General features: G+C 37.9%; 12 protein-coding genes, 1 rRNA gene and 1 other annotated feature. Of the genes, 9 read left to right on the top strand and 4 right to left on the bottom strand.

Features of this window, described 5'->3' with window-relative positions; genetic code table 11:
- Positions 1-2 precede the first annotated feature (2 nt).
- The 8 genes from AC4BBX_RS08595 to guaB all read left to right on the top strand — a co-directional run bounded on the left by AC4BBX_RS08595 (position 3) and on the right by guaB (position 9,189).
- Positions 3-1,283 carry a 2-hydroxycarboxylate transporter family protein gene (locus AC4BBX_RS08595; RefSeq protein WP_490453453.1) on the top strand — a complete coding sequence of 427 codons (1,281 nt, stop codon included), beginning with the start codon at positions 3-5 and terminating at the stop codon, positions 1,281-1,283.
- 1,634 nt (positions 1,284-2,917) lie between these two features.
- Positions 2,918-3,634: a 16S rRNA (guanine(527)-N(7))-methyltransferase RsmG gene (rsmG, locus tag AC4BBX_RS08590; protein ID WP_490453452.1), complete on the top strand. Its 717-nt coding sequence runs from the start codon at positions 2,918-2,920 to the stop codon at positions 3,632-3,634.
- A 25-nt stretch (positions 3,635-3,659) separates the two neighbouring features.
- Entirely contained in the window at positions 3,660-4,424 is a 765-nt protein-coding gene (locus AC4BBX_RS08585; protein WP_490453451.1) for a ParA family protein, read from the top strand.
- A complete protein-coding gene (locus AC4BBX_RS08580) occupies positions 4,414-5,301 on the top strand; it encodes a ParB/RepB/Spo0J family partition protein (protein WP_490453450.1) in 888 nt (295 codons plus the stop codon). Before AC4BBX_RS08585 ends, AC4BBX_RS08580 begins: the two co-directional genes overlap by 11 nt.
- Before the next feature lie 15 nt (positions 5,302-5,316).
- A complete protein-coding gene (locus tag AC4BBX_RS08575; RefSeq protein WP_490455792.1) occupies positions 5,317-5,505 on the top strand; it encodes a DUF951 domain-containing protein in 189 nt (62 codons plus the stop codon).
- 7 nt (positions 5,506-5,512) lie between these two features.
- Positions 5,513-6,625, top strand: coding sequence for a redox-regulated ATPase YchF (gene ychF / locus AC4BBX_RS08570; protein ID WP_490453449.1), 1,113 nt, complete (start codon positions 5,513-5,515; stop codon positions 6,623-6,625).
- Between the two features lie 164 nt (positions 6,626-6,789).
- Positions 6,790-7,485: a DUF1129 domain-containing protein gene (locus tag AC4BBX_RS08565; RefSeq protein WP_490453448.1), complete on the top strand. Its 696-nt coding sequence runs from the start codon at positions 6,790-6,792 to the stop codon at positions 7,483-7,485.
- Between the two features lie 219 nt (positions 7,486-7,704).
- Positions 7,705-9,189, top strand: a complete 1,485-nt coding sequence (gene guaB / locus AC4BBX_RS08560; RefSeq protein ID WP_490453447.1) for an IMP dehydrogenase — start codon at positions 7,705-7,707, stop codon at positions 9,187-9,189.
- Positions 9,190-9,237: 48 nt separating this feature from the next.
- Here the strand turns inward: guaB and AC4BBX_RS08555 are convergent, their stop codons facing one another.
- The 4 genes from AC4BBX_RS08555 to croR all read right to left on the bottom strand — a co-directional run bounded on the left by AC4BBX_RS08555 (position 9,238) and on the right by croR (position 14,212).
- Positions 9,238-10,677: a polysaccharide deacetylase family protein gene (locus AC4BBX_RS08555; protein ID WP_490453446.1), complete on the bottom strand. Its 1,440-nt coding sequence runs from the start codon at positions 10,675-10,677 to the stop codon at positions 9,238-9,240.
- Between the two features lie 113 nt (positions 10,678-10,790).
- Positions 10,791-12,065: a serine--tRNA ligase gene (gene serS / locus AC4BBX_RS08550; protein ID WP_490453445.1), complete on the bottom strand. Its 1,275-nt coding sequence runs from the start codon at positions 12,063-12,065 to the stop codon at positions 10,791-10,793.
- 61 nt (positions 12,066-12,126) lie between these two features.
- Positions 12,127-12,328: a binding site (T-box leader), on the bottom strand.
- Positions 12,329-12,363: 35 nt separating this feature from the next.
- Positions 12,364-13,533 carry a sensor histidine kinase gene (locus AC4BBX_RS08545; protein WP_490453444.1) on the bottom strand — a complete coding sequence of 390 codons (1,170 nt, stop codon included), beginning with the start codon at positions 13,531-13,533 and terminating at the stop codon, positions 12,364-12,366.
- On the bottom strand, positions 13,523-14,212 hold the full coding sequence (gene croR / locus AC4BBX_RS08540) for a response regulator transcription factor CroR (RefSeq protein WP_490453443.1): 690 nt from the start codon (positions 14,210-14,212) through the stop codon (positions 13,523-13,525). Before croR ends, AC4BBX_RS08545 begins: the two co-directional genes overlap by 11 nt.
- A gap of 776 nt (positions 14,213-14,988) precedes the next feature.
- Between croR and AC4BBX_RS08535 the strand changes: the two genes are divergently transcribed.
- Positions 14,989-16,546: ribosomal RNA gene (locus tag AC4BBX_RS08535) — 16S ribosomal RNA — on the top strand.
- The last annotated feature ends 36 nt before the right edge of the window (positions 16,547-16,582 follow it).

Here is a 16,582-nt window from a genome sequence, read left to right as displayed (position 1 = left end):
AAATGAATAAATTAAAAACGATGATGATTTCGGGAATTAGTCTTCCCTTGTATCTCTTTTTCATGGTTGTCATATTCAGTGCGATTGCCTTAGACAAATTGCCATTAAACATGGTTGGGATCACCATTTTACTGGTTGCCTTAGGACACCTGCTGTATTTCATTGGCGAAAAACTCCCGATCATGAATTCTTATCTTGGCGGTGGGTCAGTTTTTACCCTGCTTGGTGCCACTCTTTTAGCCTCCTTCCATCTCGTACCCACGAAAGTCATTGACGCGGTCAGTGACTTCATGGGGGGCGGTTTTGGCTTTCTTGATTTCTATATTGCCGCTTTGATTTGCGGCTCGATTTTAGGTATGAATCGCAATTTGTTGGTGAAAGCTTCTACGAAATTCATTCCTGTTGCTTTGATCACCATGGTAATAGGCTTTTTCTCCGTCGGCCTTGTTGGTATGCTGCTAGGCAATGGCTTTGCTGATTCGGTGATGTATGTGTCTCTACCAATGATGTCTGGCGGGATGGGTGCGGGAATCACCCCACTTTCACAAATTTATGCCGATGGCTTGGCAAACGGCAATCAAGCCGTTATCTTTTCTCAATTAGCTCCAGCAGTTACTTTCGGAAATATTCTTGCCATTATTGGTGCTTTATTTATCGCAAAGGCCTTTGCTAAAACCAAATACAATGGCCATGGCACCCTGATCAATGCCACGAAAGAAGAATTAGAAAAACCAAAAATAACGCTTGATGCCCAACAAATCGGGGTTGGGATGCTGTTTTCCTTCTCACTGTTGGTCGTTGGTGCAATTTTAAGCGACTTTTTCCCTAAAATTCACGAGTATGCCTTTATGATCGTGATTGTCTTTATTCTGAAAGCCTTGAACATTGTCCCTAAGAAACTCGAAGATTCTGTGGTGATGTTCAACAATGTTGTAATGACGAATTTGACCCACGCGGTCTTGGCGGGGATTGGTTTGGCATTGATTGATCTGTCAACATTGGCCTCTGCCTTTACTTGGCAATTTATCGTGCTTTGCCTAACCAGTGTCGTATCTATGGGGGCTGCCAGCTGGTTCTTCGGGATGGTATTGGGGATGTATCCCGTTGAAACCGCAATTGGCGCCGGTATGATCAACAACTCCATGGGGGGAACAGGCAATATAGCTGTATTGTCTGCCTCTGATAGAATGGAAATGATTGCATTTGCCCAAATGGCCAACCGTTTATGCGGTGCAATCGTGCTAATTTTAGGTGGAATCTTGATCCGTTTCTTTTATTCTTGATCCGAAACAACATATAAAAAAAGGTGCTGCTACGTATCATGCGTAGCAGCACCTTTTGTTGCATTCATCAAACGTATTCACCAAATTAGTCAAACGAAGCGAACAAAGGTTCAGCCATTTACTCATAAAAGAGTCAATAAAATAGCTCATTTCCTCTATCTCTGCAAAGAGATTCGAGAATCAGAGCTAAAATAAAAAGCTAAAGAGAAACGTAAATAAATAAATTATAGCAGCTAAAATATATTTTCGTGGATTTTTCCATATCTCTTTTTTTAAATGCCATTTTTTTATAGGAAAACGTATTTCCAATATAGTTGAAAATATTGATTCGAATATTATTAATATTGCTATAAAAAAACCAGTAAACAAATTTACAGTTATAATTTTCAAATATCTGACGATATTAATGTTGCGATGGGTGAATTAATGGAAATTATAGTAAAAATCAATGGTACAATAACATGAACATTAGTATTTTGTATTAATAAATATGCAATGAAAAACATCCCAAAAATCAAGTTGGTAAAAAAAGCACCATCCTTAACTAAAGAATTGGTAAAATAATTGTTTTTAACAAAGCTTGATCTGCTTCTTAATTGTTCAGAAATATAAATTAAGTGTTTTATTTTTACTAATTTAAACGTTGCAACTAGTAATAATAAGAATAGCAATATGGAGCTTTCTATCAAAACCGGAATAATCAGAGCAATCAGATATATTATCATTTTAGAAGCTTTTTTGTAAAAAAATAGACAATCTTTCTGAATGAGGTCACATATAAAGAAGCTAATCAATATAACATACATTGAATAAGCCAAACAGTATATAAATGCCGGAAAATTGCTAATAAATTGACTATAAAATATGACTCCCAATACTAACAATCTTTCAAGTAGATCTACAAAGAAAACACTCATTAGAAAAATTATATAAAAATAGTTTGTTGGTATTGGTAGTTGATAATAGTCAATAATCCTACCTTTGATAAAGTATGAAAAATATATCTGCATGGACGAAAGAAAAGTAACAATAAAGACACTTAAAAAAATAATGGACAGATTAAAATGAATGTTAAAATTATAAGAAAAATACCCCGCAGCTAATAAAGAAATTGATGTGAATATTAGCTTCTTTAAATTAAGTAAATCTCTAAAAGTAATGGTTATCATTTAAAGTTCTCCCATTATTTTTTTTATTAATTGATCAGAAACTAAGTCTTGTTGCATTTTGAGGCTATTTATCTTTCCGTTTTTCAGTACCATAATTTCATTACATACTCTTGTTATACTTTTATATTTGTAGCAACAAGTCCAGATAACCAATATGAACTGGTCATCACGAACTTTATCCCCGCACGTAGTGTTCGTTTTGAAGCAACTAACTAACAATAGTATTTAAATAAAAACACAAGCAGACTCAGTGAGTAGGCTTGTGTTTTTACTTTTGAGTCCGAATAAGGCGGTTTTATCTATGAAGTAAAAACCTCCCGCTAAATTTGGCTGTATACATTAAGAGAAATTGTTAATTTCTCTTTGGAAAATAGGGCAAACTATTGCATGATGCATGATTTTAAGTTAAAGTAGTAACTAGTCTGTGAAACATTTTTTTGTTTCACGAAAAGAAAGGAAAAGAAGATGTTACCTGAAGAATTTCAACAAGTATTGCTTGAGCAAGGTCTTGAATTAAATCCAACTCAAATGGATCAATTTGAGCGTTATTATGAACTTTTGGTTGAGTGGAATGAGAAGATGAATTTGACGGCCATTACTGAAAAAAAAGAAGTGTATCTCAAACACTTTTATGATTCGATTACATTGGCGTTATCTGTGTCTTTGGATGAAAATGCTGCTTTATGTGATGTGGGATCAGGAGCAGGATTTCCAAGTATTCCGCTAAAAATTGTTTTTCCTAATTTACAAATTACCATCGTTGATTCATTGAATAAACGGATTACTTTTTTACAAACACTAGTCGATGCATTAGGTTTGGAGCAAGTGTCATTATTTCATGATCGCGCTGAGACATTTGGTCAAAATTCACAACATCGTGGACAGTATGATTATGTTACAGCCAGAGCGGTGGCTCGTTTGAATGTCTTAACCGAGCTATGCTTACCTTTAGTGAAAAAAGGTGGCTTTTTCTATGCATTAAAAGCAGCCAAAAGTGAAGAGGAATTAACAGAAGCCAAACCAGCGATTGCTATTTTAGGTGGAAAGTTTATTGAAGACAAAGAAATTCATTTACCAGTGACAGGCGATGAGCGTCACACACTCGTAATTGAAAAGAAAAAAGAAACACCAAAAAAATATCCAAGAAAACCTGGATTACCAAATAAACAACCGATTAAATAAAAGATGAGGTAGGAGGAGAAGAGTCATGGCACGAATTATCTCTGTTGCAAACCAAAAGGGTGGTGTAGGCAAAACCACCACTACGGTGAATTTAGGCGCTAGTTTAGCTTATGAAGGTAAGAAAGTCTTACTAGTAGACATTGATGCGCAAGGAAATGCAACTAGTGGGATGGGGATTCGCAAACCAGATGTTAAAGTGGATATCTATGATGTATTGGTCAATGAAGTGCCCATTCAAGAAGCAATTGCTCCAAGTTCTCGTGAAAATCTAGATATTGTTCCCGCAACTTTACAATTAGCAGGAGCGGAAATTGAATTAACATCGATGATGGCTAGAGAGTCTCGATTAAAAACAGCTTTAAATGAAATCAAAGAACAATACGATTATATTTTTATTGATTGTCCTCCTTCATTGGGACATTTGACGATTAATGCATTCACAGCAAGTGATTCTATTTTAATCCCGGTTCAATGTGAATACTATGCGTTAGAAGGATTGAGTCAACTTTTAAATACTGTTCGTTTGGTTCAAAAACATTTTAATCCAGATTTAGAAATTGAAGGTGTCTTGTTAACGATGTATGACGCTAGAACCAATTTAGGTGCAGAAGTCGTCGAAGAAGTTCGTCGCTATTTCCAAGAAAAAGTCTACGACACCATTATTCCAAGAAACATTCGCTTGTCTGAGGCTCCAAGTCACGGTTTGTCTATTGTAGATTATGATTTGCGTTCAAAAGGAGCAGAAGTCTATCAAGCATTAGCAAAGGAAGTGTTAGTTCGTGAAAAATAAAGGGAAAAGCTTAGGAAAAGGAATTGACGCTTTATTCCAAGACTTGTCTAGTATTGAAGAAGTCGATGTTCGCAAAGAACAAATTATTGATATTTCACTTAACGAATTGCGTCCTAATCCGTATCAACCACGTAAAACATTTGATGAAAAATCCTTGCAAGAATTGGCAAATTCGATTGAGCAATCAGGTGTTTTCCAACCGATTATCGTTCGGAAGTCAGCTGTCAAAGGGTATGAAATCATCGCTGGTGAACGCCGTTTCCGAGCATCAAAATTAGCTAAAAAAGAAACTATCCCAGCAATCATTCGTGAATTCGATGAAGAATCGATGATGCAAGTGGCCGTTTTAGAAAATCTACAACGAGAGGACTTAAATCCGTTAGAAGAAGCTGAAGCGTATGAAATGTTGATGAAAAATTTAAAATTGACACAAGCAGAAGTTGCTCAACGTTTAGGAAAGAGTCGTCCATATATTGCGAATTATCTTCGTTTGTTGTCTTTACCTAAATTGGTCAAAGAAATGATGCAAGATGACCGTTTATCAATGGGACAAGCGAGAACCTTGCTAGGATTGAAGAATAAAGAGCAAATTTTAAAATTAGCCAATCGTTGTGTGAAAGAAAACTTAACTGTTCGTCAATTGGAACAGTTAGTGGGGATAATGAATGAATCAAAAGATAAAAAGAAAGTCCCTCGTATTATTAAAGAAAAACCGTATTATCTAAGAGAAAGTGAAGATCGTTTAATGGATAAATTCGGCACAAGTGTTGAAATCCATGAAAAAGAAGGCAAGGGAAAAATCGAAATTGAGTACCTTTCTCAAAGTGACTTGACGCGGATTTTAGATATTTTAAATATTCAATTTGATGAAGCATAAGAAATGGGTGAGCAGATGTACGACTTAGGTGATACAGTAGAAATGAAGAAGCCACATGCTTGTCAGACCAACCGCTGGGAGATTATCCGCATGGGGGCAGACATCAAAATCAAATGTGAAAAATGCGGGCATATCGTGATGATGCCCCGCCGTGATTTTAATAAAAAAATGAAAAAAGTTTTAGAAAAAGCAGAGAAAGAGTGAAGAAAAAATGGCATTAACTGCTGGAATTGTAGGTTTACCAAACGTAGGAAAATCAACTTTATTTAACGCAATTACCAAAGCTGGAGCAGAGGCAGCTAACTATCCTTTTGCAACAATTGACCCAAACGTAGGAATGGTTGAAGTTCCTGATTGGCGTCTGCAACGTTTAACTGAATTAGTTAAACCGAAAAAAACAGTTCCAACCACTTTTGAATTTACCGATATTGCCGGAATCGTTAAAGGTGCGAGTAAAGGTGAAGGTCTAGGAAACCAATTCTTAAGTCACATTCGTCAAGTAGATGCTATTTGTCACGTGGTACGTTGTTTTGATGACGAAAATATCATGCGTGAACAAAACCGTGATGCGGATTTTGTCGATCCGTTAGCAGATATCGATACAATTAATTTAGAATTGATTTTGGCAGATTTAGATTCTGTGACGAAGCGTTATGCTCGTGTCGCAAAAGTCGCTAAAACCAAAGATAAAGACGCTTTAGCTGAATTGGCTATCTTAGAAAAAATCAAACCAGTTTTAGAAGAAGGTTTGTCAGCTCGTACGATTGAGTTTTCTGCAGAAGAAGAAAAATTTGTTCGTTCATTATTCTTATTAACGACTAAACCTGTTTTATATGTAGCCAATGTTTCAGAAGATGAAGTGGCTGATGCAGAAAGCAACGATTATGTGAAACAAGTACGTGAATTTGCAGCGAGTGAAAATGCAGAAGTGATTGTCGTAAGTGCTCGTGCAGAAGAAGAAATTGCGGAATTAGATGAGGAAGACAAAGCAGAATTTTTAGAAGCTTTAGGCATTGAAGAATCAGGCTTAGATCAATTAATTCGTGCAGCTTATGACTTATTAGGCTTAGCGACTTACTTTACAGCCGGTGAACAAGAAGTGCGTGCATGGACTTTCCGTAAAGGAATCAAAGCGCCACAAGCAGCTGGAATTATTCATACGGACTTTGAACGTGGCTTTATCCGTGCCGAAACAGTTTCTTTTGATGATTTAGATCAATATGGTAGCAATCAAGCTGCAAAAGAAGCAGGTCGTGTTCGTTTAGAAGGAAAAGAATACGTTGTTCAAGACGGAGATGTTATGTTATTCCGTTTTAACGTCTAATTAAAAGCGATCATCAAGTGCCAATACGGTTCGTTTTGACAGAGGATTTTCGACAGAAAAAATTCTGTTGCAAGGAGAGAAAAGGCTATCATAAAGATTCTTTTTTATGGTAAAATATCCTGTGGGTGTTGAAAGTTTAGGCGGAGAAGGGAGAAACGAGAGTCATGGAACCAGAAACTCTGCGAGAATATGTTTCAGAAAATCGTGAACTAGAAAAACAATTAACAAAAAGAAATCAACAGTATATCTTTGATTTAAAAAAATCATTGGATGCAGCGAACTTATCGGAAGAGGAAAAAACAGTCGCTTTGCATGAAATCTTACCAGTATTAGTTCAAGAACAAAAAGGTGGACGTACGGCACGTCAATTATTCGGTACAGTCTCTGAACGTACAGAAGCAATTTTGACGAAACCAGAAGCAGCAACCGGAGAAAGCAAACCAGTTTTAATGTGGTTAGATAATACTTTGTTAGTTTTAGGTATTTTTGCCTTAATGACAGGGGTTATGGGGCTGTTTGTTCAAGAAAGTACCCAAGTCTACGGCTTAATTACTTTACTACTTATGTCAATGATCGGTGGTTGGGTCTTCTATTTGATGTATAAATACATTTACAAATACGAACAACCAGGTGCAGATAAGAGTCAACGTCCAAAAATTTGGAAAGTTATGCTGATTTTGACGGGATCATTCCTTGTTTGGATTTCAGTCATTGCTCTTTCTTCATTATTGCCACCAGTAATTAACATTATTTTAGATCCAGTAATTCTTGTAGCTTTGGGAGCCGCTTCATTAGGTGGCCGTTACTACTTGAAGAAACGATATAACATTGTAGGTAGCTTATCAGCACCTCGAAGATAATCCAAAAGGGAGTGTGATGTTCGTTCATCACACTCCCTTTAGTAAATGTCTAAGTTTTTGTTTGTTTTGTAAGTTTAAAACAAATTATTTAGCTGTAAATGAGGTTAGTCTAATCAATTTATCAAGAAAAATATCTTTTAGCGGTGAATGGTTGACTTATTAAGTAATATTTGCTATTTTTTTCATTAAAATAAAAATTTTTAAGGAGTGGTTACGAAAATGTCCAACTGGGAAACAAAGTTCGTAAAAAAAGGATTGACTTTTGATGATGTGTTGCTAGTGCCAGCAGAAAGTCATGTATTGCCAAATGATGTTGATATGGGTGTGCAATTAGCAAAAAATATTAAGCTGAATCTCCCAATTATAAGTGCCAGTATGGATACCGTAACAGATAACAAAATGGCGATTGCGATGGCTCGTCAAGGTGGCCTAGGGGTCATTCATAAAAACATGAGTATCGCCGCACAAGCCGATGAAGTACGTAAAGTAAAACGTTCAGAAAGTGGCGTTATTATTGATCCATTCTTCTTAACACCGGATCATTTAGTTCAAGATGCGGAAGACTTAATGAGTCGTTACCGTATCAGTGGTGTCCCAATTGTTGAAACCATGGAAAACCGTAAATTAGTAGGGATTTTAACCAATCGTGACTTACGTTTTGTCACTGACTATCATATCGCTATTGATGAAGTGATGACAAAAGATCAATTGGTGACAGCACCGATCGGGACTTCTTTAAAAGATGCCGAGAAGATTTTACAACAACACAAAATTGAAAAATTACCAATCGTTGATGACGACTATCGTCTAAGTGGTCTGATTACTATTAAAGATATTGAAAAAGTGATTGAATTTCCAAATGCGGCTAAAGATGAACATGGCCGTTTATTAGTAGCGGCAGCTGTCGGTGTGACTAGTGACACTTTTGAACGCGCAGAAGCATTACTAGAAGCTGGCGCAGATGCTATCGTGATTGATACTGCTCATGGTCATAGTGCCGGTGTTTTACGTAAAATTAAAGAAATTCGTGAAAAATTCCCTAAAGCAACTTTAATTGCTGGAAATGTTGCAACAGGCGAAGGAACAAAAGCTCTGTATGATGCAGGAGTGGATGTAGTAAAAGTAGGGATTGGACCAGGTTCTATCTGTACAACCCGTGTTGTTGCAGGTGTGGGAGTTCCGCAATTAACAGCCATTTATGATTCTGCCTCTGTCGCTCGTCAATATGGAAAAACAATTATTGCCGACGGTGGAATTAAGTATTCTGGAGATATCGTGAAAGCTTTAGCTGCGGGTGGTTATGCAGTTATGTTAGGAAGTATGTTGGCAGGTACTGATGAATCACCAGGTGAATTTGAAATTTTCCAAGGTCGCCGTTTCAAAACTTATCGTGGGATGGGTTCATTAGGCGCGATGGAAAAAGGATCAAGTGATCGTTACTTCCAAGGTGGCGTCAATGAAGCCAATAAATTAGTACCAGAAGGAATTGAAGGCCGAGTGGCTTATAAGGGAAGTGTCTCAGACATTATTTTCCAAATGACTGGTGGCTTAAGATCTGGTATGGGGTATGTTGGAGCAGCCAATCTAAAAGAATTACGTGACAATGCGCAGTTCATTCAAATGAGTGGCAATGGCTTAAAAGAGTCACATCCGCATGACGTACAAATTACAAAAGAAGCACCAAACTACTCTATCGAAAAATAAAAATAAGGACCAAAGAAAGCTTATGATGAGCTTTCTTTGGTCCTTTTCTTATTCAATTTCGCGTTTATCATTTTGGCTGAAATATTGGTAGTGTGGTTTTTCTTTGTTGGACAATAATTGACTGACTGTAATAAATTCATACCCTTGTTGTCGCAAATCATCAATGATTTTTCCGACAGCTTTGACTGTTGATGGATGGATGTCGTGCATTAATATAATTCCACCTGCATGAATTGTATTTTTTACTTGTTGAACCGTTGCTTCAGTATTTTTTGAATCCCAATCATAAGAATCGATGTCCCATTGAATAATTGGCTTGCCGATAACTGCGGCAGAAGTTGCATCAATGGCGCCATAAGGTGGACGTAGACTTCTTGGTAAAATACCGGAAGCTTGGTAGATTGCTTTGTCGGTTTTTTGAACCTCTTCTTTTAAAGTATCCTCATCAATCTGTGTTAACATCGGATGAGAGTAAGAATGGTTTGCCAATTCATGGCCTTCATCAGCTAATTGTTTGACAATTTCTGGATAATATTCAGCATTTTGACCTAACATAAAGAATGTAGCTGATACATCCTTACTACCTAGAATGCGAATCAACTCAGGTGTGGTATCAGGATTAGGTCCATCATCAAAAGTTAAAGCAACATATTTTTTTCCTTCTTCAAAAGTAGGAGATTCGTCAGTAATCACGGATGGATCAACAAAATTTTGATCAATAAAAGGCAGAATTTCATTATAAGTTAAATTGATTTCTGCAACGCCAACCAAATCTGTAGGTAAGGAAACCATCAGATGGTCAGGAGTATAAGTCATCTCTGTTTCAAAAGATAAAGAGGGAAAGTCTAATACAGCATCTAAAATTTCGTCCGGATTTTCAGATTCATCTAAAAGTTTTTGTTGTAGTACTTGTTGGATTCCAAATAGATCCTCTTCAGATCCAATCAAGTCTTGTACAGTAATGGTTGCCCCAGTCTCTGTCACACTATAAATGGGATCTGTTGAAACTTCGCCAACTTTCGCAAATTCTTCTTGGTCATCTTCCCAATTGTAAGTATCTACGTGTAAATGAAAAGTACTTAATTGTTCGGTCAATTTTTCTTGTACTACGGAACCTACTGTTAACGTTTGTCTGGGTTGATCAACCTTCTTTCTCTCAGCGAGCATTAGTTCATTCAGCTGATGCTCTGGGTTAAAAGGTAGAGGTTGTTCGGTTGGCAGATAGAAAAGAGAATGGTTTCTTTTTCGGACAACTTCTATTTCTTCACTGACTAAATCATTTTCGGTTTGTTCTTGTTGAATTTCGGTAATCAAGTCGCTTAATTGTGCATTAATTTTTTGTTGAAGTTGATAATCTTGGATTCGTTGGTAAATAAAGAAACCGCCGGCAAGTAATAGCATTATTAGTAGTATTACGAGTGGCCAAATCCATTTTTTACTTGATTTTTTCTTGCGATGTAGCTCACTGCGTGATGTATAAACAGTCATAAGTAAAACCCTTCTTTTATGCAATAATTACTAACACTGTAACATGACTGTAATATTCTTGCAATGGAAAACCATTTAAAAAAACAGAGACTACTTGAGCCTCTGTTCATTGATTATTTTTCAATTTTGGTTAAGCCACCCATGTAAGGTACTAATACTTCTGGGATTGTTACGCTACCATCCGCATTTTGGTAGTTTTCTAAAACGGCAGCAACTGTGCGTCCTACTGCTAAACCTGAACCATTTAAGGTATGAGCGTATTGTATTTTATTGTTTTCATCACGGTAACGAATCATCGCGCGACGGGCTTGGAAATCTTCACAGTTTGAACATGAGCTGATTTCGCGGTAAGTATCTTGGGCTGGAATCCAGACTTCTAAATCATAAGTTTTGGCAGCTGAGAAGCCCATATCGCCAGTACATAATGCTAATACACGATAAGGTAAATCTAATTTTTGTAAAATCGCTTCTGCATCGTTTGTCATTTTTTCTAATTCTTCATAAGAATGATCTGCATCACTGAATTTTACCATCTCAACTTTGTTAAATTGGTGCAAACGAATCAATCCACGAGTGTCACGACCGGCACTACCTGCTTCAGAACGGAAGGCAGGGCTTAGGGCAGTGAAGTATACCGGCAAGTCTTCTTGATTTAAAATTTCTTGGCTGTAGTAATTTGTTAAAGGAACCTCAGCAGTCGGGATTAAAGTTAAATCTGTATCCGCTAATTGGAAAACATCTTCTTTGAATTTTGGAAATTGACCAGTACCAAACATCGCTTGACTGTTAACAGCATAAGGAGTAATCATTTCAGTATATCCATGTTCATAGATATGTTGATCCAACATAAAGTTATACAAGGCACGTTCTAAACGAGCACCCAATCCTGTATAGTAAACAAAACGACTACCTGAAACTTTGGCACCACGTTCAAAATCTAGAATTCCTAAGTCTTCAGCAACTTCCCAATGAGGTTTTGGTTCAAAATCAAAGGTTTTCGGTTCACTCCAACGACGAACTTCCACATTTTCTTCTTCATCCCCGCCAACTGGAACACTATCGTGAGGAATATTTGGAAAAGTAGTGGCGATGACTTGTAATTGTTCATCAATTTCAGCGACTTCTGTATCTAAAGCCTTGATTTTTCCGCCCACTTCTTTCATTTCAGCAATTTTATCAGCTGCATCTTCTTTGTTTCGTTTTAATTGTGCGATTTCTGCAGAAACATCATTTCGATATTTTTTCAAATCCTCCACTTGAACTAATAATTGACGACGATTTTCATCTAATTGTACAAATTCAGTAATTACTACTTCAGAAACGCCACGGGTTTTCAATTTTTCTTGAACGACTTTTGCATTTTGACGAATCATTTTAATGTCTAACATACTTTTTCCTCCTAAATAATAGTTGAATAATAAAAAAAACTATTCCATCCCTAGCTAAAAAGCTTGGGACGAAATAGTTGTTCGCGGTGCCACCCAAGTTCGACTAATGTCGCACTTGACCTCGTAACCTGAGGGAAGGTTCTTTCTTTCAAAAGACGCATCATAAGAACTGGATTCCAAATGAGTCATTGCTGATTTTCACCTACCATCAGCTCTCTAAAAATGACTTACTTTGTACTAGGTTCTTTGCTCATAGATCATTTAATTGGTATTAGCATAGCCGAATTTTTGCCATTCGTCAACCTCTGTTGCGGTTTAACGGCAAATGAATAATAAAAGAGGTCCATTCCTGAGTAGACTTAGCATAAATATACCCACCATGTAGAGCGACAATGCTTTGAGCAATCGCTAAGCCTAGTCCTGTTCCACCTGTTTCTTGTGAACGAGATTCTTCCACACGGTAAAAGCGGTCAAATAAAGAGTCAAGGGCTTTTTTGGGAATCATTTTCCCATTATTTTTGACGATAACAACGACTTCTGTTCCGACTTTTTCCGCTTCAATGACAATCTTTGTTGCACCTTTGCCGTACTTCAAAGCATTTGTTAATAGATTATTAAAGACACGGACTAATTTTTCCGTATCACCATCCATCATAATTTGAGCAGGTCTAGATAACGTGAATACTTCGATATTTTTCTTAGAAGCTTCCAATTCAAAATCAGCAGCTAATTGTTCGATTAATTGCATCATGTCGAAAGTCATCAAATTGACTGGTACACTAGGTTGTCTCACTTTTGTATACTCAAATAAATCATCGACTAAAGACTTCATTTGTTTGGCTTTGACATAAGCGGTATGTGTATACTTTAGTAAATCCTCTTCTGAATGATATTGCCGATCTTCTATTAAGCCTAAATAGCCAATAATTGATGTTAAAGGAGTGCGAATATCATGACTGACATTGGTAATTAACTCATCTTTAGATTTTTCGATACGTCGTTCTTCCTCAATCGCCGCTACTGTACTATCGACTAAGCCATTAATGCTACTGACAACTCGATTCAAATCGCCTCTTAGTTCAAAAGGAATGCGATGATCGTAGTTTCCTTCTGCGATGTAATGCAATTCACTAATAATGTGGCGCAATTGCATTTGACGATACCGACGAATCAAACGCCAGTATAGAAATGCCACATCCAATATCAGCATAATTGGCACCAAGATATTTCTCCCACTCCAAAAGATATCGGAATTTAAGTTTTCAACAAAGCTTTGTCTTGAAACAAATATCGCTTCATTTAAAGCAGGAGTGCTGTGAACAATGGCAGAAATAGCTACTAGCATAGCAATATTTACTATAATTAATAGAATAATTGTAATAATCGCTTCAGCAAAAAGTTCACTAATTTCTTTCGATGTCAGTGTAATTCGTTTTTTTCTTTCTATATTATTATGGTTATTTTGCATCTATTTTGTATCCAACTCCCCATACGGTTTGAATAATTTTTTCTCCACCAGTTGCTTCTTCAATTTTATCTCGTAAGTGACTAACATGAACCATCACGGTTTTAGCTGAAACGACACTTTCTTGTTTCCAGACACGTTCAAAAATTTCATCCGCACTAAACACTCGATTAGGATGGGAAGCTAACAAGTATAAAATCCCAAATTCTAAGGCGGTTAATTGAATTTCTTTATCATCAATCGTCTTCACTTCATGAGAGTCACGATTAATGACTAAGGAACTAACTTCTAAGACATCTGGTTGACTAGAAGCCACTTGCATTTTTGTCCGACGTAACAGTGACTTCACACGAGCCATCACTTCCAAAGGGTTAAAAGGTTTCGTTACATAGTCATCTGCACCAGCGACAAGACCTTTAATTTTATCCATATCTGTTGTTTTGGCTGTTAACATAATGATAGGGATTTGCGATTCTTTTCTTAACGTCTTAACTACTTGCATCCCATCTAATTCAGGCATCATGATATCTAAGATAAGTAATTCAATATCAGAAGTTGTCCGCACTTTAGACAAAGCTTCTTTACCATCATAAGCTTTAACTGGTTCATAGCCCTCATTGTGTAAGTAAATACTGATCAGCTCTACAATTTCTTTATCATCATCTGCAACTAATATCTTCATAAAAATCCTCCTAGTTTCTATTTAAATAGCTTTTTTGTAGTATTTATTCTATTTAGTTAAAACTATCTACTATATAGACAGCATTCTCTAGCTGTATTTTATCAAAAATCCATCAAAATAGATAAATTTCTACCCAATCTTTAGAGAATATAAGGAAATAGAAAAGCATCAAGAAGGAAAAACGAACGATTTTCATGAAAACAGAATAAATCTTCTTGTTTCACAGAAAAAAATAGCTAAAATTCAGTATAATTTTAATGAAAGGGATGTAAGTAGAAACGTTGATGTATCAAGGTTTTTTCTGTTGACGAAAGGCTGAAAACTTGGTATATTATTACTTGTCTTAATTGACTAAGAGAAGTTTTTCTTTTTTATGAAAAAAAGATTGACGCTTAGTAAAACAGATGATATTATAACAAAGTCGTCAAAAACGAATCGAGTAATAACCTTGATAATACAAGAAAATTTCTTAAAAAAGTCCTTGACGAATAACAATTCATTTGTTAAGATAATCAAGTCGCTGAAAACAGTAGCTCAGTTAGTTGAAAAACTTCTGAAAAAACTTTTATAAAACGGTTGACATTTACTTGGTCGGCTGATATGATATAAAAGTTGCTAACACAGCACAACGTAGACCTTTGAAAACTGAACAAAGCAAGCAAACGAACCAAATGTGTAGGATGCTTCTTTTATAGAAGCAAACAACAACAAGCAAGCAGTAATGCTAGCAACGTTAATTTTATGAGCTTAACAATCGCAAGATTGTTTTCAAATTTTTTTATGAGAGTTTGATCCTGGCTCAGGACGAACGCTGGCGGCGTGCCTAATACATGCAAGTCGAACGCTTCTTTTTCACCGAACTTCGGTTCATCGAAAAAGAGGAGTGGCGAACGGGTGAGTAACACGTGGGTAACCTGCCCATCAGAAGGGGATAACACTTGGAAACAGGTGCTAATACCGTATAATGCTTTTTCTCGCATGAGAGCAAGCTGAAAGGCGCTTTTGCGTCACTGATGGATGGACCCGCGGTGCATTAGCTAGTTGGTGAGGTAACGGCTCACCAAGGCCACGATGCATAGCCGACCTGAGAGGGTGATCGGCCACACTGGGACTGAGACACGGCCCAGACTCCTACGGGAGGCAGCAGTAGGGAATCTTCGGCAATGGACGAAAGTCTGACCGAGCAACGCCGCGTGAGTGAAGAAGGTTTTCGGATCGTAAAACTCTGTTGTTAGAGAAGAACAAGGATGAGAGTAAAATGTTCATCCCTTGACGGTATCTAACCAGAAAGCCACGGCTAACTACGTGCCAGCAGCCGCGGTAATACGTAGGTGGCAAGCGTTGTCCGGATTTATTGGGCGTAAAGCGAGCGCAGGCGGTTTCTTAAGTCTGATGTGAAAGCCCCCGGCTCAACCGGGGAGGGTCATTGGAAACTGGGAGACTTGAGTGCAGAAGAGGAGAGTGGAATTCCATGTGTAGCGGTGAAATGCGTAGATATATGGAGGAACACCAGTGGCGAAGGCGGCTCTCTGGTCTGTAACTGACGCTGAGGCTCGAAAGCGTGGGGAGCAAACAGGATTAGATACCCTGGTAGTCCACGCCGTAAACGATGAGTGCTAAGTGTTGGAGGGTTTCCGCCCTTCAGTGCTGCAGCTAACGCATTAAGCACTCCGCCTGGGGAGTACGACCGCAAGGTTGAAACTCAAAGGAATTGACGGGGGCCCGCACAAGCGGTGGAGCATGTGGTTTAATTCGAAGCAACGCGAAGAACCTTACCAGGTCTTGACATCCTTTGACCATCCTAGAGATAGGACTTTCCCTTCGGGGACAAAGTGACAGGTGGTGCATGGTTGTCGTCAGCTCGTGTCGTGAGATGTTGGGTTAAGTCCCGCAACGAGCGCAACCCTTATTGTTAGTTGCCATCATTTAGTTGGGCACTCTAGCGAGACTGCCGGTGACAAACCGGAGGAAGGTGGGGATGACGTCAAATCATCATGCCCCTTATGACCTGGGCTACACACGTGCTACAATGGGAAGTACAACGAGTCGCGAAGTCGCGAGGCTAAGCTAATCTCTTAAAGCTTCTCTCAGTTCGGATTGTAGGCTGCAACTCGCCTACATGAAGCCGGAATCGCTAGTAATCGCGGATCAGCACGCCGCGGTGAATACGTTCCCGGGCCTTGTACACACCGCCCGTCACACCACGAGAGTTTGTAACACCCGAAGTCGGTGAGGTAACCTTTTTGGAGCCAGCCGCCTAAGGTGGGATAGATGATTGGGGTGAAGTCGTAACAAGGTAGCCGTATCGGAAGGTGCGGCTGGATCACCTCCTTTCTAAGGAATAGTACGGAGACTACACAGTCGATTGCA

Source organism: Enterococcus sp. AMC1157, assembly GCF_058216555.1.
This window is presented reverse-complemented; position numbering and strand designations above follow the sequence as displayed.

Bases quoted from the DNA above. Each gene is read 5' to 3' on its own strand.
- AC4BBX_RS08595 (WP_490453453.1), top strand. From the start codon at position 3: ATGAATAAATTAAAAACGATGATGATTTCGGGAATTAGTCTTCCCTTG.
- rsmG (WP_490453452.1), top strand. From the start codon at position 2,918: ATGTTACCTGAAGAATTTCAACAAGTATTGCTTGAGCAAGGTCTTGAA.
- AC4BBX_RS08585 (WP_490453451.1), top strand. From the start codon at position 3,660: ATGGCACGAATTATCTCTGTTGCAAACCAAAAGGGTGGTGTAGGCAAA.
- AC4BBX_RS08575 (WP_490455792.1), top strand. From the start codon at position 5,317: ATGTACGACTTAGGTGATACAGTAGAAATGAAGAAGCCACATGCTTGT.
- ychF (WP_490453449.1), top strand. From the start codon at position 5,513: ATGGCATTAACTGCTGGAATTGTAGGTTTACCAAACGTAGGAAAATCA.
- AC4BBX_RS08565 (WP_490453448.1), top strand. From the start codon at position 6,790: ATGGAACCAGAAACTCTGCGAGAATATGTTTCAGAAAATCGTGAACTA.
- guaB (WP_490453447.1), top strand. From the start codon at position 7,705: ATGTCCAACTGGGAAACAAAGTTCGTAAAAAAAGGATTGACTTTTGAT.
- AC4BBX_RS08555 (WP_490453446.1), bottom strand. From the start codon at position 10,677: ATGACTGTTTATACATCACGCAGTGAGCTACATCGCAAGAAAAAATCA.
- serS (WP_490453445.1), bottom strand. From the start codon at position 12,065: ATGTTAGACATTAAAATGATTCGTCAAAATGCAAAAGTCGTTCAAGAA.
- AC4BBX_RS08545 (WP_490453444.1), bottom strand. From the start codon at position 13,533: ATGCAAAATAACCATAATAATATAGAAAGAAAAAAACGAATTACACTG.
- croR (WP_490453443.1), bottom strand. From the start codon at position 14,212: ATGAAGATATTAGTTGCAGATGATGATAAAGAAATTGTAGAGCTGATC.